This is a genomic window from Paracidovorax wautersii, from assembly GCF_031453675.1.
Taxonomy (GTDB): Bacteria; Pseudomonadota; Gammaproteobacteria; order Burkholderiales; family Burkholderiaceae_C; genus Paracidovorax.
On the sequence record NZ_JAVIZX010000001.1, the window covers coordinates 3,902,742 to 3,927,791 of the forward strand.

Genomic DNA, 25,050 nt, shown 5'->3' on the forward strand with positions numbered 1-25,050 from the left:
GGCATCCCTCCGGAAACGCGTAGAGGGGCCCTGAGCGAAACCCCCGGAAGAACGGCCAGACATTCATCGCATGTTTTCTGCTGCCGGCCCAAGGCCAATGGCCCGAGTCTGCTCGGGTTTTCATAGCGGCGGTTGGGGGCTTGCCCGTAGAATCTTTCGCACATGCCCCTCGTACTCCTCATCCTCCTGCCCTTCCTCGGCAGCCTGGTAGCCGCCGTGCTGCCGGCCAACGCCCGCAACACCGAGTCCACGCTGGCAGGGCTGATCGCCGTGGCCTGCACGGTGCAGGTAGCGATGTGTTTTCCGGAGATCGCTGCCGGCGAGGTGCTGCGGCAGGAGATCGCCTGGCTGCCATCCCTGGGGCTGAATCTGGTCATCCGCATGGATGGTTTCGCCTGGATGTTCTGCATGCTGGTGCTCGGCATCGGCTCGCTCGTCGTGCTGTACGCGCGCTACTACATGTCCGCGGCCGACCCGGTGCCGCGCTTCTTCTCGTTCCTGCTGGCCTTCATGGGCGCGATGACCGGCGTGGTGCTCTCGGGCAACATCATCCAGCTGGCGTTCTTCTGGGAGCTGACCAGCCTCTTCTCGTTCCTGCTGATCGGCTACTGGCACCACCGCCAGGACGCCCGCCGCGGCGCGCGCATGGCGCTGACGGTGACCGGCACCGGTGGCCTGTGCATGCTGGCCGGCATGCTGGTCATCGGCCACATCGTGGGCAGCTACGACCTGGACCGCGTGCTCGACGCCGCCCAGCAGTTGCGTGACCACCCGCTCTACCTGACGGCCCTGGTGCTGGTGCTGCTGGGCGCACTGACCAAGAGCGCGCAGTTCCCTTTCCATTTCTGGCTGCCCAACGCCATGGCCGCGCCCACGCCGGTGTCCGCCTACCTGCACTCGGCCACCATGGTGAAGGCGGGGGTGTTCCTTCTGGCGCGCTTCTGGCCGGCCCTGGGCGGCACCGAAGCCTGGTTCTGGCTGGTGGGCGGTGCCGGCGTGTGCACGCTGCTCATCGGCGGCTACGCCGCCATGTTCCAGCACGACCTGAAGGGCCTGCTGGCGTATTCGACCATTTCCCACCTGGGCCTCATCACGCTGCTGCTGGGCCTGAACAGCCCACTGGCCGCCGTTGCCGCCGTCTTCCACATCATGAACCACGCGACCTTCAAGGCCTCGCTGTTCATGGCGGCGGGCATCATCGACCACGAAAGCGGCACGCGGGACATCCGGCGCCTGTCCGGGCTGCGCAAGATGATGCCTGTGACCGCCACGCTGGCCACCGTGGCCAGCGCATCGATGGCCGGGGTGCCGCTGCTCAACGGCTTCATCTCCAAGGAGATGTTCTTCACCGAGACGGTCTTCCTGGATGCAACGCCCCTGGTCGCCACGGCCCTGCCCATCGCCGCCACCGTGGCCGGCATGTTCAGCGTGGCCTATTCCCTGCGCTTCATCGTCGACGTGTTCTGGGGCCCCGAGGCCACCGATCTGCCGCATGAACCGCACGAGCCGCCCCACTGGATGCGCGTGCCCGTGGAACTGCTGGTGCTGGCATGCCTGGTGGTGGGCATCGTGCCGGCGTGGTCCGTTGGCTCCTTTCTCAACGCGGCCGCCCTGCCGGTGGTCGGCGGTGAGCTGCCCGAGTTCAGCTTGGCCGTGTGGCACGGCTTCAATACGCCCTTTCTGATGAGCCTGGTGGCCATGGTGGGCGGCACGGCCCTGTACCTGCTGCTGCGCTGGCAGAGAGCGGCTGGCCGGGTCGATGCGCCGCCGCTGATGTACCGCATCAGCGGCCGCCGCGTCTTCGAAGGCACGCTGGCGCTGCTGACGCAGAGCGGGCGGCGCGGCCGTCGCATGCTCTCCACCCACCGTCTGCAGTGGCAGATGCTGTGGCTGGTGATCGCCGCGCTGGCCGCCGGAACCATGCCGCTGTGGACGCAGGGCCTGCAGCTGGGCGACCGCGGCACGCTGCCCCTGTCGCCGGCCTTCGTGCTGCTGTGGCTGCTGGGGGTGGTCTGCGCCGTAGGAGCCGCCTGGCAGGCCAAGTACCACCGGCTGGCTGCGCTCACCCTGATGGGCGGGGCGGGCCTGTGCACCTGCATTACCTTTCTGTGGTTCTCCGCACCTGATCTGGCGCTCACGCAGCTGGTGGTCGAAATCGTCACCACCGTGCTGATTCTGCTGGGCCTGCGCTGGCTGCCCAAGCGCGACGAGCGCCTGCGCGGCATGGATTCGGACGGCGCGGTGGCCAAGGCGCGCCGCGTGCGCGACCTGCTGATCGCCGTGGCGGCCGGCGGCGGCATGGCATGGCTCGCGTTCGCGATGATGAGCCGGCCATTCGCCGACAGCGCTTCCACCTTCTTCCTGGAACGTGCGCTGACCGAGGGCGGCGGCACCAACGTCGTGAACGTGGTGCTGGTGGACTTCCGCGGCTTCGACACGTTCGGCGAGATCGTCGTGCTCGGCGTCGTGGCGCTCACGGTGTATGCGCTGCTGCGCCGCTTCCGCCCCGCACGCGAGACCATGGACTTGCCCGAGCAGCAGCGCTACCTGCCAGCCGACCTGCAGACCGACCTGCTGAACCCGCGCAACGCCAAGGACACGGCCGTGGGCTACCTGATGGTGCCCGCCGTGCTGGTGCGCCTGCTGCTGCCCTTCGCCGCGCTGGTGTCGTTCTACCTCTTCATGCGCGGCCACAACCAGCCGGGCGGCGGCTTCGTGGCCGGCCTGGTGCTGTCGGTGGGCCTGCTGCTGCAGTACATCATTTCGGGCACCGAATGGGTCGAGGCGCACCTGCCGCTCTATCCGCGGCGCTGGATCGCTACCGGTCTGCTGTTCGCCCTGGGCACGGGCCTGGGTGCCGTGGCGCTGGGGTACCCGTTCCTCACCAGCCACACGGCCCACCTGAGCCTGCCGGTCATCGGCGAGATCCACGTGGCCAGCGCGCTGTTCTTCGACATCGGCGTGTTCGCGCTCGTCGTCGGCTCGACCCTGCTGATCCTCACCGGCATCGCCCACCAATCCGTGCGCGGCCACCGCTACCACGCCCGTTTGATGGAGGAAGCTCAGGAAGAGCGCGAGCGCCAGGACCAAGAAGCACAACAGGCAGCCAACGGCGCCGCACCGGAAGGAGCCCGCTGATGGAAATCGTCCTCACTATCGCCATCGGCATCCTGACCGGCTCGGGCGTGTGGCTGCTGCTGCGCCCGCGGACCTTCCAGGTGATCATGGGCCTGTCGCTGCTGTCCTATGCGGTCAACCTGTTCATCTTCAGCATGGGCCGCCTGGGCCTGGCCATCGACAAGGAGCCGGTGCTGGTGCCCGGCGTGCCGCAGGACCTGCAGCACTATGCCGACCCCATGCCCCAGGCGCTGGTGCTCACGGCCATCGTCATCGGCTTCGCCATGACGGCGCTGTTCCTCGTGGTGCTGCTGGCCTCGCGCGGCATCTCGGGCACCGACCATGTTGACGGCAGCCATTCGCGTGACGTGCAGGAAATGCCATGATGAGCCAGTTCAGTGCGCTCACGTCGGCCCTCATGCCGCACCTCATGCTGGCGCCCATCGCGCTGCCGCTGCTCACGGCGGCGCTCATGTTGCTGCTGCGCGAAGAGCGCCAGCGGCTCAAGCTCGGGCTCAACATCCTTTCCACCTTGCTGGGGCTGGTGATCTCCATCGCCCTGCTGCGCTGGTCGCACCAGGCGGGCAGCACGCTGACCATGGGCGTGTACCTGCCCGGGAACTGGCCGGCGCCCTTCGGCATCGTGCTGGCGCTGGACCGGCTGTCGGCCATGATGCTGGCGCTCACGAGCGGCGTGGCGCTGTGCTCCATCGTGTTTTCGGCCACGCGCTGGCACCGGGCCGGGGTGCATTACCACCCGCTGTTCCAGTTCCAGCTGATGGGCCTGGCGGGCGCCTTCCTGACGGCGGACCTGTTCAACCTGTTCGTGTTCTTCGAGATCATGCTGGCCGCCTCCTACGGCCTGCTGCTCCACGGCTCGGGCCGCACGCGCATCCAGGCCGGCCTGCACTACATCGCCATCAACCTGGCCGCGTCGTCGCTGTTCCTGATCGGCGCGTCCATGCTGTACGGCATCACCGGCACGCTCAACATGGCCGACCTGGCGCGCGCCATTCCGCAGGTGGCGGCCGCCGACCGCGGTTTGCTGCATGCAGCGGCCGGCATCCTGGCGACGGCCTTCCTCATCAAGGCCGCCGTCTGGCCGCTCAACTTCTGGCTGGTGCCGGCCTACAGCGCAGCCACGGCGCCGGTCGGCGCCCTGTTCGCACTGATGACCAAGGTGGGCGTGTACACGCTGCTGCGCCTGTGGACGCTCATGTTCAGCAGCGAGGCCGGTCCCTCGGCCCTGTTCGGGGGCCTGTGGCTCATAGGCGGCGGCATGCTCACCATGGCCTTCGGCGCCATCGGCATGCTGGGCTCCCAGCGGCTGACCCATCTGGCGGGCTTTGCGGCGGTGCTGTCGTCGGGAACGCTGCTGGCAGCGGCGGGCTTTGGGCAGAACCTGCTGACGGCGGGCTTGCTGTACTACCTGCCGAGTTCCACGCTGGCGGTGAGCGCGCTGTTCCTGCTGGCCGACCTGATCGACCGCTGGCGCAACGATGGCTCCTCGCTGGACGTGGACGACGAGGACGCGCCCTTCCTCAACGCCCAGCTCATCCCCACCCCCGGCCTGAACCTGGACGAGGACGAAGTGGTGCTGATCGGCCGTGTGATCCCCGCGGCCGCAGCCTTCCTCGGCCTGGCGTTCCTGGTGTGCACGCTGGTGGTTGCCGGGCTGCCACCGCTGTCGGGCTTCGTGGGCAAGTTCACGATGCTGACCGCCCTGCTCAACCCCATGGGGCTCGGCTCCTCCGCGGGCCACCAGCTGGGCCTGCCGGGCTGGACGCTGCTGGCGCTGATGATCGCCACCGGCCTGCTGGCGCTCATCGCGCTCACCCGCGTGGGGGTGCGCCACTTCTGGGCGGCGCACGACCGGCCCACGCCGCGGCTGCGCATTGCCGAAGGCCTGCCGGTGGCCGTGCTGCTGGCCGGCTGCATCGCCCTCACGCTGCAGGCCGATTCCGTGATGCGCTTCACCCTGGCTACCGCCAACGCCCTGCATTCCCCGGGCACGTACATCAACGCCGTCATGTCCACCGTGCCCCGCCCCGGCCCCACCCATGCGGGCCCATCGCCGGCGGCTACGACGCCGGGAGGAACGACCCCATGATCCGACGCCTGTTCCCTGCCCCGCTGCTGTCGGTGGTGCTGTTCATTCTCTGGCTGCTGCTCAACCATTCGGTGAGCGCGGGGCAGATGGTGCTCGGCTGCCTGGTGGCTATCGTCATCCCGGTACTGACCAGCGGCCTGCGCCCGCTGCCCGTGCGCATCCGCCGGCCCGGCACCGTGCTGCGGCTGGCCCTGCGCGTGGTGAAGGACACCATCGCCTCCAACCTGGCGGTGGCACGGCTGTTCATCCATCCCTCCAGCCGGCGCTACCCCTCGGGCTTCGTGCACATTCCCCTGAAAATGCGCGACCCCAACGGGCTGGCTGTGCTGGCCATGATCGTGTGCATCACGCCGGGCACGGCCTGGGCCGAGCTGTCCCTCGACCGCACGGTGCTGCTGCTGCACGTGCTGGAGCTGGACGACCCGCAGGCCACCATCGCGCACGTGCAAAGCTGCTATGAACGGCCCCTGATGGAGATCTTCGAATGAACGGCCCCATCCTCTCCTGGGCGCTGCCCGCCGCCCTGTTCCTGCTGGGCGTGGCGATGGCCTGCTGCCTGGTGCGCATGGTCAAGGGCCCCTCGGCGCAGGACCGCGTGCTGGCCCTGGACTGCATGTACCTCAACGGCATGCTGCTGATGCTGGTGCTGGGCATCTACTACGGCAGCTCCAACTACTTCGAGGCCTCGCTGCTGATCGCCCTGCTGGGCTTCGCCAGCTCCACGGCCATGGCCAAGTTCCTGCTGCGCGGCGAGGTGATCGAATGACCGACCCCGCGCTGCCCCTCTGGGCCGAGGCCCTCATCGCCGCCCTGGTGCTGCTGGGCGCCGCCATTGCCTTGCTGGGCTCGCTCGGCCTGCTGCGGCTGAAGACCTACTTCGAGCGGGTGCACGCGCCCTCCATCATCGCCACCATGGGGTGCTGGAGCATCATGCACGGCACGCTGCTGTACTTCTCGCTGCAGGGCCACGGGCTGGCGGTGCACGCGCTGATGATCGCGCTGTTCGTATCCATCACCGTGCCGGTCACCAACATCTTCCTGATGCGCGCCGCTCTGTTCCGCGCGCGGCGCGCCGGCAAGGACGTGCCGCCCAGCCTGAGCCGCACCGTCGCGGCCGATGAGCGCGATTCCTGAAGCCTCGGCCGCAGCCACGTTCATTGCTATATATTTTATAGCTGTAAGCGCTTATAAAAAAAGGGCTGCAGACCGATTTGGCTTGAAAACCCTCAGCGGCTACCGAACCCGCCGCCGCCGGGCGTGTGCACCTCGAACACATCCCCCGCAGCCATCTGCGCCTGGCCGATGTGGGCCAGCGTCTCCACCGTGCCATCGACCCGCACCACGCGGTTGATGCCGGGCTGGCCCGGCGCCCCGCCCGCCATGCCGAAGGCGCCGTGCTGGCGCCCGTTCGACAGAATGCTGGCCGTCATGGGCTCCAGGAACCGGATGCGGCGCACCCCGCCCGGCCCGCCCGGCCAGCGGCCGGCCCCGCCCGAATCCGGCCGCAGCGCGTAGCTTTCCAGCCGCACGGGGAAGCGGAACTCCAGCACCTCGGGATCGGTCAGGCGGGAGTTGGTCATGTGCGTCTGCACCACGCCCGTGCCGGCAAAGCCGCCCACCAGCCCGCCGGTCTCGTCGAAGAGCCCGCCCGCACCGCTGCCGCCCGAGATGGTCTCGTAGTATTGGTAGCGGTCGTTGCCGAAGGTGAAGTTGTTCATCGTGCACTGGCTGGCCGCCGACACGCCCAGCGCGCCCAGCAGTGCGTTGGTGATGCAAGTGGAGGTCTCGACATTGCCCGCCACCACCGAAGCCGGCGGGTGGGGGTTCAACATGGAGCCCGGCGGAATGATGACCTCGATGGGCTTGAGGCAGCCCGCGTTGAGCGGAATGTCGTCATCGACCAGTGAGCGGAACACGTACAGCACCGCCGCCATGCAGACGGCCGTGGGCGCGTTGAAGTTGTTGGCCTGCTGCGCGCTGGTGCCGGTGAAATCGATCACCGCGCTGCGCCGCGCGCCGCGTCGATGCGCACGGCCACCTGGACCTGCGCGCCGTTGTCCAGCGGCAGCGTGAAGCGGCCGTCCTGCAGCCGCGCGGCCAGCCGCGTGATGGCGCGGCGCACCGACTCTTCGGCGTTGTCCTGCACATGCCGCATGTAGGCCTGCACCACCGGCAGGCCGAACTGCTGCACCATGCGGCGCAGCTCCTGCACGCCCTTTTCGTTGGCCGCGATCTGCGCCTTCAGGTCGGCCAGGTTCTGCTGCGGGTTGCGGCTCGGGTAGCGCGCGCCCTCCTGGCCGTCCACGGCTTCACCGGCCAGCAGCGCCTGCATCTCGGCTTCGCGCAGCACGCCGCGCTCGACCAGCTTCACGTTGTCGATCTGCACGCCCTCTTCCGCGATGTGCGTGGAGAACGGCGGCATGGAGCCGGGCGTGATGCCGCCCACGTCCGCATGGTGCCCGCGGCTGCCCACGTAGAAGGTGGGCGCGGCCTCGTCGGCCAGGTAGACCGGGGGTGATGACGGTGATGTCCGGCAGGTGCGTGCCGCCGTGGTAGGGGTCGTTCAGCACGAACACGTCGCCGGGCTGCATGCGGCCCGCGTTGCGCGCGATCACCGTCTTGATGCTCTCGCCCATCGAACCCAGGTGCACCGGCATGTGCGGGGCGTTGGCGATCAGCTGGCCTTCGGCGTCGAACAGCGCGCAGCTGAAGTCGAGCCGCTCCTTGATGTTGACGGAGTGCGCCGTGTTCTGCAGCTGCAGGCCCATCTGCTCGGCGATGTTCATGAACAGGTTGTTGAACACCTCCAGCAGCACCGGGTCCACGGCCGTGCCGGCGGCGTGCTGCACCACGCGCGGGATGCGCCGCTCCAGCACCAGGTGGTCGCGCGCGGTCAGCATGGCGCCCCAGCCCGGCTCCACGATGGTGGTGGCATTCTTTTCCGCAATGATGGCCGGGCCGGCGATGGCGTCGCCGGGGCGCAGGTCCTCGCGCACCAGCAGGGCGGCGTCCTGCCATGCCGGCGCGCCATCGGCCCCCACGGTGTACATGCGCACGCTGCCGCGGCGCGGCGCCTCGCGCGCAGGCTGCAGCGGGTGCACGGCCTCGTGCGGCGCCTCGCCGGCGACCACCGCCTCGACCGAAACAGCCTCCGCCACCAACCCCTTTCCGGGCATCAGGAAGGCGAAGCGCTGCCGGTAGGCGGCCTCGAAGCCCGCCACGATGGAGGCCAGATCGCCGAAGGGCACGACCAGCGCGGCATCCGAGCCCTCGTAGCGCACATGCACTCGGCGGTTCACGCGCACGGGACCGGCGCCCGCGGGCTGCTGCGCCAGCGCTGCGTGTGCTGCATCGGCCAACCCATCCAGCGTGGCGGCAATGCCGCCCAACGCCGGCTGCGTCAAAGGCTGCTCCACCGACTGCTCGCGGATCACGCTCTGGTCCGCCAGCCCCATGCCGTAGGCCGACAGCACACCCGCCAGCGGATGCACGAACACGCGCTGCATGCCCAGCGCATCGGCCACCAGGCAGGCATGCTGGCCGCCCGCGCCGCCAAAGCACTGCAGCGTGTAGCGCGTCACGTCGTAGCCGCGCGCCACCGAGATCTTCTTGATGGCGTTCGCCATCTGCTGCACGGCGATCTGGATGAAGCCGTGGGCCACATCTTCGGCGCTGCGGCCCGTCTCGGCGGCCAGGGCCGCGAAGCGCTCGCGCACCACGGCATCGTCCAGCGGCTCGTCGGCCTTGGGGCCGAACACCCGGGGAAAATGGGCGGGCTGGATCTTGCCCACCAGCACGTTGGCATCCGTCACCGCCAGCGGCCCGCCCCGGCGGTAGCTGGCCGGACCGGGGTGCGCGCCCGCGCTCTCCGGCCCCACGCGAAAGCGCGCACCGTCGTAGCCCAGCAGGGAGCCGCCACCGGCCGCCACGGTGTGGATGCTCATCATCGGCGCGCGCATGCGCACGCCGGCCACCTGCGTCTCGAATTCCCGCTCGAACTCGCCCGCGTAGTGGCTCACATCGGTGGAGGTGCCCCCCATGTCGAAGCCGATCACGCGCACCGGGCCGGGGCCTGCCTCTGGGCCCGCCACGGCCTCCGTGGCGCCGCCAAAAGCCAGCTCCGCCGTGCGCGCCATGCCTACGATGCCGCCGGCGGGCCCGGACAGGATGGCGTCCTTGCCCTGGAAGCGGTGCGCGTCCGTCAACCCGCCTGACGACTGCATGAAGTACAGCGGCACGCCGGGCATCTCGGCAGCCACCTGCTCCACATAGCGGCGCAGGATGGGCGACAGGTAGGCATCCACCACGGTGGTGTCACCGCGGCTGATGAACTTCATGAGCGGGCTGGTGCCGTGCGAAGTGCTGATCTGCGTGAAGCCGGCGGCCTGCGCCAGCGCAGCGGCGCGCTGCTCGTGCGCGGTGAACCGGTAGCCGTGCATGAAGACGATGGCCACGCTGCGCAGGCCGGCATCGTAGGCGGCCCAGAGGCGTTCCTTGAGATGGTCCTCGTCCAGCGGCTCGATCACGTCGCCGTGCGCCCCCACGCGCTCGACGGCTTCGATCACGCGGCTGTAGAGCAGCTCCGGCAGCACGATGTGGCGATCGAAGAGCCGCGGGCGGTTCTGGTAGGCGATGCGCAATGCATCGCGAAAGCCGCGCGTGGTCACCAGCAGCGTGGGTTCGCCCTTGCGCTCCAGCAGCGCGTTGGTGGCCACCGTGGTGCCCATCTTCACGCATTCCACCTGGGCCGGCGTGACCGGCTCGCCCGGTTGCAGGCCCAGCAGGTGGCGGATGCCGGCCACGGCAGCGTCGCGGTACTGGCCGGGGTTTTCGGACAGCAGCTTGTGCGTCGCCAGGCTGCCGTCCGGACGGCGCCCCACGATGTCGGTGAAGGTGCCGCCGCGGTCCACCCAGAACTGCCAGAGTTTGGTCGCCATTGCCGTTTTCTCCCGGTGTGTATGCGTGCGGCGCGGGGCCGCCTCGCGGCATGAGCCGGCCCCGGCCCCGAGCACACAAAAATGCTTTTTGCCGATAAATCGTCATCGATATGATGACATGGAAGCCCGATTTGCAGGGACCGTGCCAGCCTCTGGCGCGGCACCTGTTTACGATCGGCCCACCCGCTCCCCCACAACGCGCCATGACCGACCACGCTGCTTCCTCCACGTTGCTCCTCGACACCACGGTGGAGCGCACCCTCACCGCCTGGGAGTCCGAATGGGCCCAGGCGCCTTGGCGCAACGCGCATGTCGAAGGCTGGCTGTTCGAAGGTGTGGCGGAGCGCCGCGCCGCCGAACGCCGCCTGGCCGCCGCGGGCGTGCACGCACGGCTGCGGTGCGCCTACAAGCCGCTGGTGCACTACTTTCTGGAAGAAGTGGCGGCCGAGCAGGTAGCGCAGGCCGTCGTCCGCTGCCCTGCGCCCATCCACGGAGCAGCACGGCGGTTTCAGGTCGAGGCCTATCCGCTGGCCGCTCTGCTGCGCCCCGGCGCCCTGCGGTGGGACGACACGCGCCCGGGCCACGGCCCCTGGTACGACGTCACGCTGACGATGGACGACGGCACGGTGCAGAGCCACCGCGTGTTCGTGCCCCTGCGCGCACACGCGGACGCCATCGGCGCCCCGCAGGTCTCACCGACCGGCTGGCTGCGCGTGGGCCGCGGCCCGGGCGGCGGGGAGCTGCGCGACGAGGCCGTCACCACCGACTTCGAGGCCCTCTTCGCCCACGTGATCGACACCGTGCGGCGCCACCCCTGGCCGCAGCAGGAGCCCTACTTCGAACGGTTGGACATCCGCATCGACCTGCATGGCTTCGAACAGGCGCTGCCGGGCATGGACGAGGTCATGAGCAGCTATGAGGCGCTGCACGAGGACGTGTACTTCTCGCTGCTGGAGATGTTCCAGCAGCACTCCGGCCGCGCCACCGGCGACCGGCGCCTGCAGCCGGGCCAGACCGTGCCCGATATCCGCCCGGCCACGGGCGCACCACGGGTGCGCATCGCGCTGCGGCCCTTCGACACCGCGGCCCAGGATGCGAGCGCCTGGACCGACGCCACCGCCGGCCAGCCCTTCGAGGCCATGGGCATGGCACCCCCGCCGGAGCGGGTGGCCGCCACGCTGGCGCAGTGGCCCGGCCAGCGCTTCGGCGCCACCTCGCGCCAGGGCCGTGCAGTGCAGGGGCTCTACCACCCCGGCAGCGACGTGCCCGTGTTCATCAGCGGCGGGCAGCATGCCAACGAGACCTCGGGCGTGGTGGGGGCACTGCGCGCGGCGCAGGCCCTGCTGGCGCAGCGGCCGGGCGCGCATTTCGCGCTGCTGCCGCTGGAGAACCCCGACGGCTACGCCCTGCACCGCGAGTTGGGCGCCCAGCACCCGCACCACATGCACCACGCCGCCCGCTACAGCGCCCTGGGCGACGACATCGCTTACCGTGAAGGGGAAGGCGCGCCGCTGTACGAGCGCGCCGCGCGCGAGCAGGCGCTGGCCCTGTCTGGTGCACAGCTGCACATCAACCTGCACGGCTATCCGGCACACGAGTGGACGCGCCCGCTGTCGGGCTACGTGCCGCGCGGCTTCGAGCAATGGATGCTGCCCAAGGGCTTCTTCCTCATCCTGCGCTGCCACGCCGGCTGGCAGGACCGGGGCCGCGCGCTGCTGCAGGCCGTCACCGCCGCGCTGCGCAGCGTGCCTGGGCTGCCCGAGTACAACGCGCGCCAGATGGCGCTGTACGCGCAGCATGCCGGTCCCATCCCCTTCGAGGTGCTGCACGGTACGGCCTGCCTGCAGTCGGAGACCTCCGATGGCGCACCCGTCACGCTCATCACCGAATTTCCGGACGAGACCATCGGCGGCGACGCCTTCCGTTTCGCCCATACGGTGCAGAAGGCGACCGTGCTGGCCGCGCAGCAGGCATGGCAGGAGATTGCCGCCAGGCCCCAGCAACCCTGAGCCGCGCCGCGGGGCGGCCGCACCATTCAAGAAAAAATCGGCCTCTAGCGCTTATCCATCAAGCGCATATAGCTATCAAATAAATAGCACTACAACGAAGCCGCCGCGCGGGCGGCCTGGTCGTACATGCCCGACAGCACGCGCAGCAGCCGGGCCAGTTCGCCAATGTCGCGGTTGAGCGCGTCGTCGGCGTTGAGCGCGTCGATCAGGCAGCTCTCGCGGATCTCGCGGTAGCGCTGCACATACGCCTTGCCGGCCTCGGTGGCGGCATAGGTCACGTCCTTGCCGTTCTTGCTCGACGCCACCACCCTCAGCGACAGGAGCTTCTTGAGCGAGTAGTTCACCACGTGGGTGTCCTCCACGTTCATGATGAAGCAGATGTCCGCCAGGCGCTTGTCGCGCGCCCGGTGCGTGACGTGGTGCAGCACGATCACGTCCAGCGGCGTCAGGTCGCGCAGGCCCGCCGCCGCCATGCAGTGCACGATCCAGCGCTCGAAGGCATTGCCCGCCACGATCAGTCCGAACTCGAACTCGCTCATCTCCGCGCTGTGGGCCGACACGAGATGCGCCGACGACACGATGGGCGCATGCCCGGGCTTGGGTTGGGCGGCTGGCTTCATGGCAGGAATCCCCTTCTTGGAACACGGTGCTGGCATGGCTTGTGCATGCCGACTGATTGTAGGCAGCACCCCGATGATTTGCCGGCGATTTGTCGACACACAGGTAAAGCCCCTAGGCCGTGCCGGCCCACCCCGGCTTACAGTCCGTCGCGGAAGCGAACGTCCCAACCACTGTGGAGTACCCAAGATGATGAAGCGTAGAACCCTTTCCTTGCTCGCCATCGGTCTGGCCGGCAGCCTGGGCGTGCCCTCGGCCATGGCCCAGACCAAGTGGGACCTGGCGTCCGCCTACCCGATCACCAACTTCCACACCGAGAACCTGCAGCAGTTCGCCAAGGACGTGGACGCGGCCACCAGCGGCAAGCTCAAGATCACCGTGCACGCCAACGCCTCGCTGTTCAAGGCCAACGAGATCAAGCGCGCCGTGCAGGGCGGCCAGGCGCCTGCGGGGGAAATCCTGCTGCCCAACTTCGAGAACGAGAACCCCATCTTCGGCGCCGACGGCATCCCCTTCCTCGCCACCTCTTATGCGGACTCCAAGCGCCTGTATGACGCGCAGAAGCCCGTGCTGGAGAAGCTGCTCAACGCCCAGGGCCTGCGCCTGCTGTACACCGTGGCCTGGCCGCCGCAGGGCATCTACGCCAAGAAGGAACTGGCCTCGGTGGCCGACCTGCGCGGCATCAAGTGGCGGGCCTACAGCCCCGCCACGGCCAAGATCGCCGAGCTGATCGGCGCGCAACCCGTCACCATCCAGGCGGCGGAACTGTCCCAGGCCATGGCGACCGGCGTGGTCGAGTCGATGATGACATCAGGCTCCACCGGGTACGACAGCAAGCTCTACGAGAGCATCAAGTACTTCTACGACACGCAGGCCTGGCTGCCCAAGAACGCGGTCATCGTCAGCAAGAAGGCATTCGACGCGCTCGACAAGCCCGCGCAGGACGGCCTGCTCAAGGCTGCGGCCGAGGCCGAGGCGCGCGGCTGGAAGGTCAGCGCCGAGAAGAATGACTGGTACAAGAAGGCCCTGACCGAGAAGGGCATGAAGATCCTGCCGCCCTCGCCCAAGCTGGTGGCGGACATGCGCCAGGTCGGCGACATCATGCTGGCCGACTGGCTCAAGAAGGCCGGCCCCGACGGCGAGGCCATCGTCGCCGCGTACCGCAAGTCCGCGCCGGCCAAGTGACGCGACGGACGCTGACGATGCGCCGCTTTCTTGACCGCCTCTATCTCGGCGCCGGCGCCCTGGGCGCCGTGTTCGTCGCACTCATCTGCGTGCTGATGATCGCCCAGAGCGTGCTGCGCGAGATGGGCGTGCGCACCGGCGCGCTGAACGACGTGGTGGCGTGGTTCTGCGCCGCCGCTGCCTTCTTCGCCATGGCACACGCCTTCAAGCACGGTGACTTCGTGCGCGTCACCCTGCTGCTGGAGAAGCTGCCGCCGCGGCGGCGCCGGCAGTTCGAGGTGGTGAGCCTGGCCATCGGCTCGGTGGCGGTGGCGTACCTGGCGTGGTCGGCCTGCCTGTTCACCTACGAAAGCTGGGAATTCAACGACATCGCCCAAGGGCTGCTGCCCCTGCCGATGTGGATTCCGCAGCTGAGCTTCGCCATCGGTTCCGTGCTGCTGCTGGTGGCCGTGGTGGATGAATTCGTCATCGTGCTGCGCGGCGGCGTGCCCACCTTCGTGCGCGAGGTCGAGGAGCGGCACGCACGCGGCGACTTCTCCTCCGACATCTGAGCATGGCGACCCCATGGCCCGGCCTGTCACGCTCCCGCACCCGGCAGCGCGCGGGCTGTGCGTTGCCCACTGCGCCGCCAGCACGGCAGCACGGCAGCACTGCGCAGCAGCTTGCGCCTGATCCCCTCCTCTCCCTAGGCTTCGAAAGTTCCCCATGGATATCCTGATGGTGGGCGGCATCCTGTTGCTGCTGATGATCGTGCTGCTGGCCGGCGGCGTGTGGATCGCCATGACGCTGGCCATCTGCGGCTGGGTCGGCCAGGCCTTCTTCACCTCGACCCAACCGGGCAAGAACCTGTTCTCGGCCTTCTGGGAGAGCAACGCCAGCTGGGAGCTGGCCGCCCTGCCGCTGTTCATCTGGATGGGGGAGATCCTCTTTCGCACCAAGCTCAGCGAAGAGATGTTCGAGGGCCTGCGCCCCTGGCTCAACCGCATTCCCGGCCGGCTGATGCACACCACCATTCTGGGCTGCGGCATCTTCGGCTCGGTGTCCGGCTCCTCGGCCGCCACCTGCGCCACCATCAGCAAGGTGGCCCTGCCGGAACTGCTCAAGCGCGGCTACGACGAGCGCATGGCGCTGGGCTCGCTGGCCACGGCGGGCACGCTGGGCATTCTGATTCCGCCGTCGATCACCATGGTGGTGTACGCCGTCGCGGCCGATGCCTCCATCATCCGCATCTTCCTGGCCGGCTTCCTGCCCGGCCTGCTGCTGATGCTGCTGTTCTCCGGCTACATCGGCTGGTGGAGCCTGCGCAACCCGGACAAGGTCCCGCCGGCCGACGCACCCACCACGTTCGCCCAGAAGATCCGCCAGTCGGGCAACCTGATTCCCGTGGCGGTGCTCATCGTCTTCATCGTGTGGGTGCTGGTGGCCGGCTACGCGACGGCCACCGAGTGCGCGGCCTTCGGCGTGGTGGGCTCGCTGGGCCTGGCGCTGTGGAGCCGGTCGCTCACCTGGAAGAACTTCAGCGAAGGGCTGATGAGCACCACGCGCACCAGCTGCATGATCATGTTCATCCTGGCCGGCGCGGCCTTCCTGACCAAGACCATGGCCTTCACCGGCATTCCGCGCGAGCTGGCGGAATGGGTCAACGCCATGAACCTGTCGCCCTTCGCCCTCATCGGCGTGCTGACCATCGTCTACCTGATCCTCGGCACGGCGCTGGACGGCATCAGCATGATCGTGCTGACCAGCGCCGTCGTGCTGCCCATGATCCAGAAGGCCGGGTTCGACCTGATCTGGTTCGGCATCTTCATCGTGCTGCTGGTCGAGATCGCCGAGGTCACGCCGCCGGTCGGCTTCAACCTCTTCGTGCTGCAGAACATGACGGGCAAGGACAGCACCCTCATCGCCAAGGCCGCCATTCCGTTCTTCCTGTGCCTGGTGGTGTGCATCGCGCTGATCACCGCCTTCCCCGAGATCGTCACCGCGCTGCCCGACATGGTGATGGGCAAGGAGCGCTGAACGCGCGCCAGGGCGGTTCGCCGATAACCACCCACTGCCCACACAGGGAGGGCACTGGGCACCGTCCACGCCACTTGGCCGAGGGATCGGGCGCCCCGTGCTACCCGGCCCGGCGCCCGCCGATTCAGACGAAGCGGCTGCGCACCTCATCGGCGTCGGCGCGCAGATCGGCCGCCAGCGCCTCGGCCAGCGCCAGCCGGCGCAGCAGCCACGGATGGAGATCGTGCTCGAACGGGTCCGGCAGCGGCTCGGGCCCCGCCGCCACGGCGCGCCGCCGGTCACCGTCCAACGGAGCCGCAGGGTGGGCCCCGGTAAGCACGGCGTCGATGCGTTCGGCCGTGTGCGCCAGCGGGCCCTCCACCCGCTCGGGCTGCAGCCGCCCCCGGCGCAGCAGCAGCATGGTCTTGACCGCCGTGAGCTGGGCCAGCAGCTGGTAGCAATGGGCCTGCAGGCGTTCCAACGTGGCGACCGGTGGCCGCACCGCGCGGGGCTCCCTGAGCGAGCGGCCGGTCGCCTGCACCAGGGCGGACAGGCTGTCGTAGGCCTCGCGCCGCGCCAGGCGCCAGGCCAGCTCAGGGGCGTTGTCCACCGCCTGCAGCTGGCCCAGCGCGAGCGCCACGCGCGCATGCCGCGCCTGGGCCGCCACCGTGCGGGCGACCAGCGCTGGAATCTGTGAGCGCTCCCACGACGGCAGCACGTAGCTGCACGCCCAGGCGATGCCCGTACCGATCAGCGTATCGGCCATCCGCTCGAACAGCGCGAAAGTCGTACTCACGCCGTGGTTGAGCATGTGCGACTGCACCAGCCCCAGCACCGTGGCCGCCACGGCGGTAATGAGGTAACGCCGCACCGCAAAACCATGCGCCACGGCCTGGGCCAGCGTCAGGCAGGCGATCAGCGCCAGCGGTGAAAAGTGCGCGGAGAGCACGCCCAGCGCCAGCACGCAGCCCAGGAGCGTGCCGGCCACGCGGGCGTTGCGCCGCTCCAGCGTCTGCGCCAGGCTGCCGCGCAGCACCACCACGATGGTCAGCAGAATCCAGTACGCATGGGTGCCCCAGGGCAGTGCGAGCGACACGGCATAGCCGGTGCCGATGGCCAGGGACGCCCGCAGCGCGTGGCGCAGCGGCGGCGCGTCCCACCGCCACAGGCCGGCGAAGGGCTGCCACGACCAGGCCGTGGGGCTCACGAACATCTGCCAGTTGGCGCGCACCACGGCCAGGTTGGGCTCGGCCGTTCCGCGCGCCAGGGCCACCAGCCGCTGCAGTTCGTCGCTGATGTGCCCCATGCGGTCGGCCAGTGCTCGGGCCAGCAACTGCGGCGAAGGCCCGCTTCCCTGGGCCGGTGGCAGGCCGGCATCGGCAGACCAGCGCAGCTCGGCCAGCCGGGCGCGGCGGTCGGGCACCGGCTGCGGCGTGCGGCCCAGCAGCAGGGCGTCGGCCAGGCGCGCCACATCACGGGCCATTTCGCGCAGCAGCGCCTGCAGACCCAGCAGCACCGGAGCATGGCCGGGATGGGCCTGCAGCGTATCCAGGTCGAGCTCGCAGGCCAGCAGGTGATCGCGCATCTCCAGCACCAGCACCAGCATGCCGGCCAGCCGCTGGCGCCGCGGCGTCCGGGGCGACTCCAGCACCACGTCGCGCGCCGACTGCAACTGGTCCGCCAGGGCCGCGTGGCGGCTCAACAGTTCCCCCGTCAGCGGCCGGCCCGCGGCACCATCGCCCCCGCGGCCGGTGGAGCCGAACTGGCGCATCTGCACGCGCATCAGCGCCGCCAGCGCCAGCAGCGCGTCGGCCACCAGCTGCACGCGGTAGCGCCCGTTGAGCGCCAGATGGGCAAGCACGCTGTACAGCACGTACAGGCCCGCGCCCAGGCCGAAGAAGCCAGTGGTGCGCAAGGACGCGGCGAGCGCGCCCGGCCCTTCGTGCGCGGGTACCGCCATCGAGAACAGGGCCGAGAACATCAGCGCCACCGCGATCGGAATGCCCCGCCGGCCCCAGGCCATCGCCAGGAAGGACACGAAGGTGGCCGGCACGATCAGCGCCCCCAGGGCCAGCAGCTGGTCCTGCAGCAACTGCACGCCGAGGAACAGCGGCAGCCCCAGCAAGGGCGCCGGCAGCATCTGCAGGAACTTGCCGCGGCGCGGCCCCGGCAGGTCCGGCGGCGCGGTGACGATCACCCCCACCGACGCCGCCGAGGCGGCCGCGGCACCGAACAGCACATGCACCAGGGCCGAGATGAGCATCAGCCCGACGGCCACCGAGATGCCATTGGCGACGTAGTGGCTCAGCGCCACGCGCATGGCGGCACGCAGCCGGCTGCGCACGGAGGAACGAAGAGGCAACGGATTCACGGAAGGCAGTGTGCGATGGCGGCCCCGGTGGCACAAGCGGCGCACCAGCGATGCACTGCGTAGGCCGCAGGCTCAGGACCGGTTTCTTGCGCGACGGTCCTGATCACCTGGCCACGTCGCCCCCCGCTCAAGCCAAGGGGCGGATGGCCATGTACTGCTGGCGCCAGGCCTCGAACGGCAGGGAGTCGGCCGCTTCGATGGCCTTCTGATCGGCCAGCGATTGCTCAGCCAAGGCCGCGAACTGACGCTGCTGGGCATCGCTCCAGGGCAGCGCCAGAAGATCGTCCCGGGCGACCTCGGCCCGGTGCAGCGCGAACGCGGTGAAGCTGTCGGCGTGGCGGCCCTGCAGTTCGGCCAGCACGCGGGCCGACGGCGTCTGCTCGGGCGCAGCCACGAGCGCCCTCGCCTGCTCCAGTGCGGCTGCATGGGCGTCGCCGCCCTGGGCCTTGTCCAGCGCGGCGGCCAGGGGCACGCATTCGGCCAGCACCTCGGCCGCCCAGTCGGCCAGGACAATGCTCTCGCCCCCCCGCTGCAGGCGCAGCCCAGGCTCGCGGCCGCGCTCGGCGGCCAGGTGCTGGTTGCGCTTGAGCTCGGCAATCTCCTGCGGCGTGTCCAGAGGGCTGTCCGACAGCAGGCAGTGCAGCAGGAAGACGTCGAGGAGGCGCATCGTCTGCGCGGTGATGCCGACGGAAGCGAAAGGGTCGAGGTCCATGAGACGCACCTCCACGTACTCCACGCCGCGCTCGTGCAGGGCGTCGAGCGGGCGCTCTCCGCTGCGCACCGTGCGCTTGGGGCGGATGGTGCCGTAGAACTCGTTCTCGATCTGCAGCAGGCTGGTGCCCAGCTGGTTGTATTCGCCGCCCGGATTGAGCACGCCGACGGCTTCGTAGGCCGGGTACGGCCGCGTCAGCGCCTCGTACAGCGAGCGCGCGTAGCCTTCCAGCCCGTTGTAGCTCACGGCCAGCGTCGCCTGCGCATCGCTCTGGTAGCCCAGGCGCCCCATGCGCAGCGAGGTGGCGTGCGGCAGGTACAGCGCATGCTGGCCGGTGCCGAGCGGCTGCAGCGCATGCTCGCGGCCGGCCACGAAACAGGGGCACAGCGCCGGCGAGGCACCAAACAGATACAGCAGCACGAAGGCCTGCCGGCGGAAATTGCGGATCAGCGCGAAGTACTCCTCGCTCGTCACGCCGGGCAGCGACCAGTTGTAGTGCACGCCCGAGATCGTCTGCATGCGCCGCCCGTAGCGGTGGCCCAGCCCCATGCGGTACACGCTCTTGGCCCGGCCCACGTTGGATGCGCCGTAGCGCGCCAGCGGAATGGTCTCGTCGGTGGGCAGTCCGCAGGGCATGCTGGACACCCAGAGCATCTCGCCCCCGGGCTGTTGCTGCTGGAGCACGCGGTAGACGAACTGGTGCGTGGCGGTGAGCTCGTCCAGGCTGGCCTGCACGCTCCGGTGGGCTCCGGTGATCAGCTCGATCTGCGATTCCGAATAGTCGGTGGTGATATGGGGATGCGTCAGCGCGGACCCCAGGGCCGGCGGATGCGGCGTGAGCGCAAGCCCGCCGCCAGGCAGCACGCGCAGGCCTTCCTTTTCGATGCCGCGGCGGATGCCGGCCAGGCGCTCGGGGGGCTGCGCTTGGATGCGCTCGTGCAGTTTGCTCATGTGTTTATTGCCGATCCATCTCTTGTGGGGCCGGAACTTAGCACGCCGGGCGCCCGGCTGCCCGGCGCCCCGTCAAGCGCTGGCCGGATCACAGGGCACTTTGGCCGTCCGCGCGCCTGCCCGTGCCGTTTACGGTATAGCGCGCGGCGTGCGGGCAGCGAGCGCCTTGCCCACCTCGTTCGTGCCCTGCGCCGCTCCGCTGGCCGGCACCGTATCGCCCGCGCGGTCCACCACCTCGCCCAGGCGGGCGGCCAGTTGCTCGGGGGCGTCGTCGCCCGCGCCGATGTGCACCCCCTGCGTCAGCGTGATGTGCGCGGCTTCGAAGGTGCCCGCCCCGGCGCACAGGATGGTGCGCGTCGGCGCGGTCTCGTGCGCCAGCACCAGCATCGCGGGCACCACCGCTTCGGGTTTGAGAGCAGCCAGCACGTCCTCGGGCATGAGGCCTTCCGTCATGCGCGTGGCGGCCGTGGGTGCGAGGGCGTTCACGTGGATGCCGTGCTTGGCGCCTTCGATGGCCAGCGTCTGCATCAGGCCCACCTGCGCCAGCTTGGCCGCGCCGTAGTTGGCCTGGCCGAAGTTGCCGTACAGGCCTGTCGACGAGGTCGTCATGACGATGCGGCCGTACTTCTGCTCCACCATGCGGGCCCACACCGCCTTGCAGCAGTGCGCGGCGCCCATCAGGTGCACGTCCACGACCAGCCGGAAGTCGTCCATGTCCATCTTGGCGAACGACTTGTCGCGCAGGATGCCGGCGTTGTTCACCAGGATGTCCACGCGGCCCCAGGCATCGACGGCCTGCGCCACCATCGCCTGCACGGCGGTGAAGTCGGTGACCGACGCGCCGTTGGCCAGCGCCTGCCCACCGGCCGCGCGGATCTCATCCACCACGGCCTGCGCGGCGGACACCGAGCCACCGCTGCCGTCAACCGTGCCGCCCAGATCGTTCACGAGCACCTTCGCGCCGCGGGCCGCGAGCGCCAGTGCATGCTGGCGGCCCAGCCCGCCACCGGCGCCGGTCACGATGGCCACGCGGCCTTGGAAGTCGAGGGACATGTCTTGGATCTCCTGGGTTGTGATTTGTGATGTAAGTGGAGGCGGTGTACCGGCCCGCAGTGGCTGCGCGGCCCGCCGTGCCACTCCGCGCGCCACTGTACGGCAGCCGCAGGGTGTCGCGCAGCATCCTGCGCGACGCACGGCCGGCGCGGCCCCCGCCACACAGGTCACGCCTGCGCCACCCACACCGGGCATGATGGGCGGCGGCATCCATCCCCCCTCCTCACCTCCCAGAAAGGAGTTCCCATGAAAGCCACCTGGAACGGCGCTACCCTGGCCGAGAGCGACGACACCGTGCTCGTTGAAGGCAACCATTACTTTCCTGAGGCTTCGCTGCGGCGCGAGCACTTCACGTTCAGCAACCACAAGACCTCCTGCGCCTGGAAGGGCCAGGCCACCTACCTGTCGCTGCTGGTCAACGGCGAGCTGAACGCGGACGCCGCCTGGACCTACGCGGACCCCAAGCCCGACGCCGAGCACATCCGCGGCCGCGTGGCCTTCTGGAAAGGCGTCAAGGTCGAGGAGTGAACGGCGGCGGCGCAGTTATGCCCGCATCCGCTGGACAATCGTGTGGATAACCCTGAACAACCGCTGTATGACCACGGCAAGTCGTTGATTTGCAAGGCCCATCGTCGTATTGCCTCCTTTTTAGGCAAGCGGGCATGGGGCAAACAGCCACCCTTGCGCGCATGGAACCGGGCGCCACCGAACGCGGCGCCAAAGCCTCACCGAGGCATCCATGGTGCGGCGAGGCCTCGGTTATCCCTGCGATCGCTGGACAATCGTGTGGATAACTGAGGACAAGCGCTGTATGGGGATTCCAAGTCCTTGATTTGCAAGGGATCCGGTCATGCTGCTGTTTTTTTAAGCACCCTGGCCCGCGCCGGGCCTTGGTTATCCCTGCCGGCGCTGGACAATCATGTGGATAAGTTTTGACAACCGCTGTATGGCGGCCGCAAGCCCTTGATTCATAAGGCAAGCCGCTGGAGTGCTGAAAAATGAGGCAGACGAGCGGGCAGCGCCTGCACGGCCAGCCGATCGATCAAATGCTATACTATTTATAGCTTTATGCGCTTATCCCATAAGCGCCAGAGCCACAAAACACCCTCAACACCTCGCACTGTCCATGGCCGACGCTCCCCTGCCCCCTTTCTTCATCGCCCGCGTGGGCGACGACGGCACCCAATGCGATGCCTGGCCCGAGCAGCCGCTGCTGCATTCGCTGGAGCAAGGCGGCATCGACTGGCCCAGTTCGTGCCGCAACGGCACCTGCCGCACCTGCATCGGCGTGCTGGCCCATGGCAGCGTGCGCTACGAGATCGAATGGCCCGGCCTCTCCGCCGAGGAAAAGGCCGAGGGCTGCATCCTGCCCTGCGTGGCCTACCCGACCAGCGACCTGCAGCTTGAAGCGCCCGGCATTTGACGTTGTCCAAGCCGGGGCGCCCTGCGCTTAGGGCGGCGCTGAACAAGTCACCGCGAAGCGGCGCGCCCTGCCGGGGGATGTGGCTGCAAGGCGCGAACCAAGGCACCAGCCGCCGCGATGGCGGGGGTTGGCAACGTGGCAGACCGCCCCCAGCAGAGATGCGCAGCGCGAGAGGAGTTTGTTCAGCGTTGCCTTAGAATCGCCCGCTGGGAGCGCAGCGCTCCCGCACCGTGCGGCCCCGCCGCATCGCCTGTTCTTTGGGAGCGGCTCCGCCAGCAGGAGCCCGCCGCCGCCTCCGGAGACACGCGTTGCGCCCGGCCCGGCGGCCCACCCGAAAGCCCCAGCCCCATGAACTCCCCCCTCAGTCCCGCCCCCATCTCGCCGGTCGAAGACATCGTGGCCGAGATGCGCGCCGGGCGCATCGTCATCCTGGTGGATGAGGAAGACCGTGAGAACGAAGGCGACCTCGTGCTCGCCTCCGACCACGTCACGCCCGAAGCCATCAACTTCATGGCCCGCTTCGGCCGCGGCCTGATCTGCCTGACCCTCACCCGCGAGCGCTGCGAACTGCTCAAGCTGCCGCCCATGGTGGCGCGCAACGGCACCAAGATGGGCACGGCGTTCACCGCCTCCATCGAAGCCGCGACGGGCGTGACCACCGGCATCTCGGCCGCCGACCGCGCGCGCACCGTTCAGGCCGCCGTCGCCCCGAATGCCGTGGCGGCCGACCTGGTGCAGCCCGGCCACATCTTCCCGCTGCAGGCCGTGGACGGCGGCGTGCTCATGCGCGCCGGCCACACCGAAGCCGGTTGCGACTTGGCCGCCATGGCCGGCTGCAGCCCGTCCTCCGTGATCTGCGAGGTGATGAAGGACGACGGCACCATGGCCCGCCTGCCCGACCTGCAGGTCTTCGCGGCCGAGCACGGCCTCAAGATCGGCACCATCGCCGACCTCATCGAATACCGCAGCCGCCACGAATCGCTGGTGCAGAAGGTCGGCACGCGCCAGCTGCCCACCGCCTTCGGCGAATTCACCGCGCACGCCTTCCGCGACGAGCCCAGCCAGGCCGTGCACCTGGCGCTCGTCAAGGGCGAGTGGGGTCCGGACGACAGCGTGCCCGTGCGCGTGCATGAGCCGCTGTCCGTGCTGGACGCGCTGGAAGTGAACCGCGCCATGCACTCGTGGGGCCTGGATACCAGCCTGCAGTACATCGCCAGCCAGGGGCGCGGCGTGGCCGTGCTGCTGAACTGCGGCGAGACGGCCGAGCAGCTGCTCGAACAGTTCGAGGGCAAGGCCCGCTCCGCGCACGCGCCCGAGCGAGGCCGCATGGACCTGCGCACCTATGGCGTGGGCGCGCAGATCCTGCGCGAATGCGGCGTGGCCAAGATGCAGCTCATGGGCCAGCCGCGGCGCATGCCCAGCATGGCCGGCTACGGCCTCGAAATCACCGGATACATCCCCAAGGCCTGACCGCCGGCGCACACGCGAACCGGCGCCTCCCGGCACGAGGGGCACGCAACGACAAGAAGGAACAGCACCATGTTTGGCGCAGACAAAGGAACGGCGAACAAGCTCGATGGCAAGAAGCTGCACATCGGCATCGTCCAGGCCCGCTTCAACGAAAGCATCACCAACACGCTGGCAGCAGCCTGCCGCGCGGAACTGATCGCGCTCGGCGTGCAGGAAAAGCACATCCACCACGTGCTGGTGCCCGGCGCACTCGAAGTGCCCGTGGCCCTGCAGGCCATGGCCGAGCGTGACGAATACGACGCGCTCATCGCCCTGGGCTGCATCATCCGTGGCGAGACCTACCACTTCGAGCTGGTGGCCAACGAATCCGGCGCCGGCGTGACGCGCCTGGCACTCGACTACCAGATCCCCATCGCCAACGCGATCATCACCACCGAGAACATGGAGCAAGCCATCGCCCGCCAGACTGAAAAGGGCGCGGACGCTGCCCGCGTGGCCGTGGAAATGGCCCATCTGCTGGAGGAACTGGCGTGAGCGATTCGACCCCCGGCGCCAAGCGCCCGCCGCGCCAGTCACGCACCGGCGTCACCAGCACCGGCGCCCGCAAGGCCGGCTCCAAGTCCACACGCAGCCGGGCCCGCGAATTCGCCCTGCAGGCGCTGTACCAGCATCTGGTGGCCCGCAACGAGGCCACGGCGATCGACACCTTCACACGTGACCTGGCGGGCTTCCACAAGGCCGACTCCGCCCACTACGACGCGTTGCTGCACGGCTGCATCAACACCGCCGAAGCGCTGGACGCGCTGATCGCACCGAAGCTGGACCGCAAGATGGCCGAGATCTCGCCCATCGAGCACGCCGCCATGTGGATCGGCGTGTACGAGTTCCAGCACTGCCTGGACGTGCCCTGGCGCGTGGTGATCAACGAATGCATCGAGCTGGCCAAGGAATTCGGCGGCACGGACGGCCACAAGTACGTTAACGGCGTGCTCAACGGCCTGGCGCCCCAACTGCGTGCGGCGGAAGTCGCGGCAGACAAGAGCCAGGCAGCACCCGCCGCGCCGGGAAACTGACGAGGGCCTGCTGCCGCATGCATCCC

The 25,050-nt window shown here is 69.1% G+C and carries 19 protein-coding genes and 1 pseudogene; 15 read left to right on the forward strand and 5 right to left on the reverse strand.

Features of this window, described 5'->3' with window-relative positions:
• The first annotated feature begins 162 nt into the window (after window positions 1–162).
• The 6 genes from QE399_RS17545 to mnhG are packed head-to-tail and all read left to right on the forward strand — an operon-like array spanning window position 163 to window position 6,361.
• Complete coding sequence (locus QE399_RS17545; RefSeq protein ID WP_309830735.1) at window positions 163–3,138, forward strand: monovalent cation/H+ antiporter subunit A; 2,976 nt, start codon at window positions 163–165, stop codon at window positions 3,136–3,138.
• A complete protein-coding gene (locus QE399_RS17550; protein ID WP_309830736.1) occupies window positions 3,138–3,503 on the forward strand; it encodes a Na+/H+ antiporter subunit C in 366 nt (121 codons plus the stop codon). The genes QE399_RS17545 and QE399_RS17550 overlap by 1 nt, the downstream gene beginning before the upstream one ends.
• Complete coding sequence (locus QE399_RS17555) at window positions 3,503–5,227, forward strand: monovalent cation/H+ antiporter subunit D (protein WP_309830738.1); 1,725 nt, start codon at window positions 3,503–3,505, stop codon at window positions 5,225–5,227. The genes QE399_RS17550 and QE399_RS17555 overlap by 1 nt, the downstream gene beginning before the upstream one ends.
• Window positions 5,224–5,715, forward strand: a complete 492-nt coding sequence (locus tag QE399_RS17560; protein ID WP_309830740.1) for a Na+/H+ antiporter subunit E — start codon at window positions 5,224–5,226, stop codon at window positions 5,713–5,715. Before QE399_RS17555 ends, QE399_RS17560 begins: the two co-directional genes overlap by 4 nt.
• Window positions 5,712–5,993, forward strand: coding sequence for a K+/H+ antiporter subunit F (locus QE399_RS17565; RefSeq protein WP_309830741.1), 282 nt, complete (start codon window positions 5,712–5,714; stop codon window positions 5,991–5,993). Before QE399_RS17560 ends, QE399_RS17565 begins: the two co-directional genes overlap by 4 nt.
• Entirely contained in the window at window positions 5,990–6,361 is a 372-nt protein-coding gene (gene mnhG / locus QE399_RS17570) for a monovalent cation/H(+) antiporter subunit G (protein WP_309830744.1), read from the forward strand. Before QE399_RS17565 ends, mnhG begins: the two co-directional genes overlap by 4 nt.
• Before the next feature lie 92 nt (window positions 6,362–6,453).
• On the opposite strand, the pseudogene QE399_RS17575 reads toward mnhG, so the two are convergent.
• A pseudogene (locus tag QE399_RS17575) lies at window positions 6,454–10,164 on the reverse strand (hydantoinase B/oxoprolinase family protein).
• A gap of 203 nt (window positions 10,165–10,367) precedes the next feature.
• Here QE399_RS17575 and QE399_RS17580 point away from each other — a divergent pair.
• Window positions 10,368–12,173, forward strand: coding sequence for a peptidase M14 (locus QE399_RS17580; protein ID WP_309830746.1), 1,806 nt, complete (start codon window positions 10,368–10,370; stop codon window positions 12,171–12,173).
• An 89-nt stretch (window positions 12,174–12,262) separates the two neighbouring features.
• Here QE399_RS17580 and QE399_RS17585 read toward each other — a convergent pair whose 3' ends face one another.
• The gene (locus tag QE399_RS17585; RefSeq protein ID WP_309830749.1) at window positions 12,263–12,793 is read right to left on the reverse strand and encodes a winged helix DNA-binding protein; all 531 of its coding nucleotides are present in this window, start codon (window positions 12,791–12,793) and stop codon (window positions 12,263–12,265) included.
• Between the two features lie 190 nt (window positions 12,794–12,983).
• Here QE399_RS17585 and QE399_RS17590 point away from each other — a divergent pair, with 190 nt between their 5' ends.
• The 3 genes from QE399_RS17590 (at window position 12,984) to QE399_RS17600 (ending at window position 15,992) form a co-directional block, all read left to right on the forward strand.
• Window positions 12,984–13,976, forward strand: a complete 993-nt coding sequence (locus tag QE399_RS17590) for a TRAP transporter substrate-binding protein (RefSeq protein ID WP_309832168.1) — start codon at window positions 12,984–12,986, stop codon at window positions 13,974–13,976.
• Between the two features lie 17 nt (window positions 13,977–13,993).
• Complete coding sequence (locus QE399_RS17595) at window positions 13,994–14,527, forward strand: TRAP transporter small permease (RefSeq protein WP_309830751.1); 534 nt, start codon at window positions 13,994–13,996, stop codon at window positions 14,525–14,527.
• Between the two features lie 154 nt (window positions 14,528–14,681).
• Window positions 14,682–15,992 carry a TRAP transporter large permease gene (locus tag QE399_RS17600; RefSeq protein ID WP_309830752.1) on the forward strand — a complete coding sequence of 437 codons (1,311 nt, stop codon included), beginning with the start codon at window positions 14,682–14,684 and terminating at the stop codon, window positions 15,990–15,992.
• Window positions 15,993–16,116: 124 nt separating this feature from the next.
• Here the strand turns inward: QE399_RS17600 and QE399_RS17605 are convergent, their stop codons facing one another.
• The 3 genes from QE399_RS17605 to QE399_RS17615 form a co-directional block, all read right to left on the reverse strand.
• Entirely contained in the window at window positions 16,117–18,291 is a 2,175-nt protein-coding gene (locus tag QE399_RS17605) for an FUSC family protein (protein ID WP_405044142.1), read from the reverse strand.
• A 178-nt stretch (window positions 18,292–18,469) separates the two neighbouring features.
• The gene (gene gshA / locus QE399_RS17610; protein WP_309830756.1) at window positions 18,470–20,005 is read right to left on the reverse strand and encodes a glutamate--cysteine ligase; all 1,536 of its coding nucleotides are present in this window, start codon (window positions 20,003–20,005) and stop codon (window positions 18,470–18,472) included.
• A 129-nt stretch (window positions 20,006–20,134) separates the two neighbouring features.
• Window positions 20,135–21,058: an SDR family NAD(P)-dependent oxidoreductase gene (locus QE399_RS17615; RefSeq protein ID WP_309830758.1), complete on the reverse strand. Its 924-nt coding sequence runs from the start codon at window positions 21,056–21,058 to the stop codon at window positions 20,135–20,137.
• A 246-nt stretch (window positions 21,059–21,304) separates the two neighbouring features.
• On the opposite strand from QE399_RS17615, the gene QE399_RS17620 reads away from it, so the two are divergent.
• The 5 genes from QE399_RS17620 (at window position 21,305) to nusB (ending at window position 25,024) form a co-directional block, all read left to right on the forward strand.
• Window positions 21,305–21,586 carry a DUF427 domain-containing protein gene (locus QE399_RS17620; protein WP_309830760.1) on the forward strand — a complete coding sequence of 94 codons (282 nt, stop codon included), beginning with the start codon at window positions 21,305–21,307 and terminating at the stop codon, window positions 21,584–21,586.
• Window positions 21,587–22,184: 598 nt separating this feature from the next.
• On the forward strand, window positions 22,185–22,481 hold the full coding sequence (locus QE399_RS17625; protein ID WP_309830762.1) for a 2Fe-2S iron-sulfur cluster-binding protein: 297 nt from the start codon (window positions 22,185–22,187) through the stop codon (window positions 22,479–22,481).
• Window positions 22,482–22,829: 348 nt separating this feature from the next.
• Window positions 22,830–23,951 carry a bifunctional 3,4-dihydroxy-2-butanone-4-phosphate synthase/GTP cyclohydrolase II gene (gene ribBA / locus QE399_RS17630; protein WP_309830764.1) on the forward strand — a complete coding sequence of 374 codons (1,122 nt, stop codon included), beginning with the start codon at window positions 22,830–22,832 and terminating at the stop codon, window positions 23,949–23,951.
• Between the two features lie 69 nt (window positions 23,952–24,020).
• Window positions 24,021–24,485, forward strand: a complete 465-nt coding sequence (gene ribH / locus QE399_RS17635; protein WP_309830766.1) for a 6,7-dimethyl-8-ribityllumazine synthase — start codon at window positions 24,021–24,023, stop codon at window positions 24,483–24,485.
• Window positions 24,482–25,024, forward strand: a complete 543-nt coding sequence (nusB, locus tag QE399_RS17640; RefSeq protein ID WP_309830769.1) for a transcription antitermination factor NusB — start codon at window positions 24,482–24,484, stop codon at window positions 25,022–25,024. The genes ribH and nusB overlap by 4 nt, the downstream gene beginning before the upstream one ends.
• Window positions 25,025–25,050: the final 26 nt, after the last annotated feature.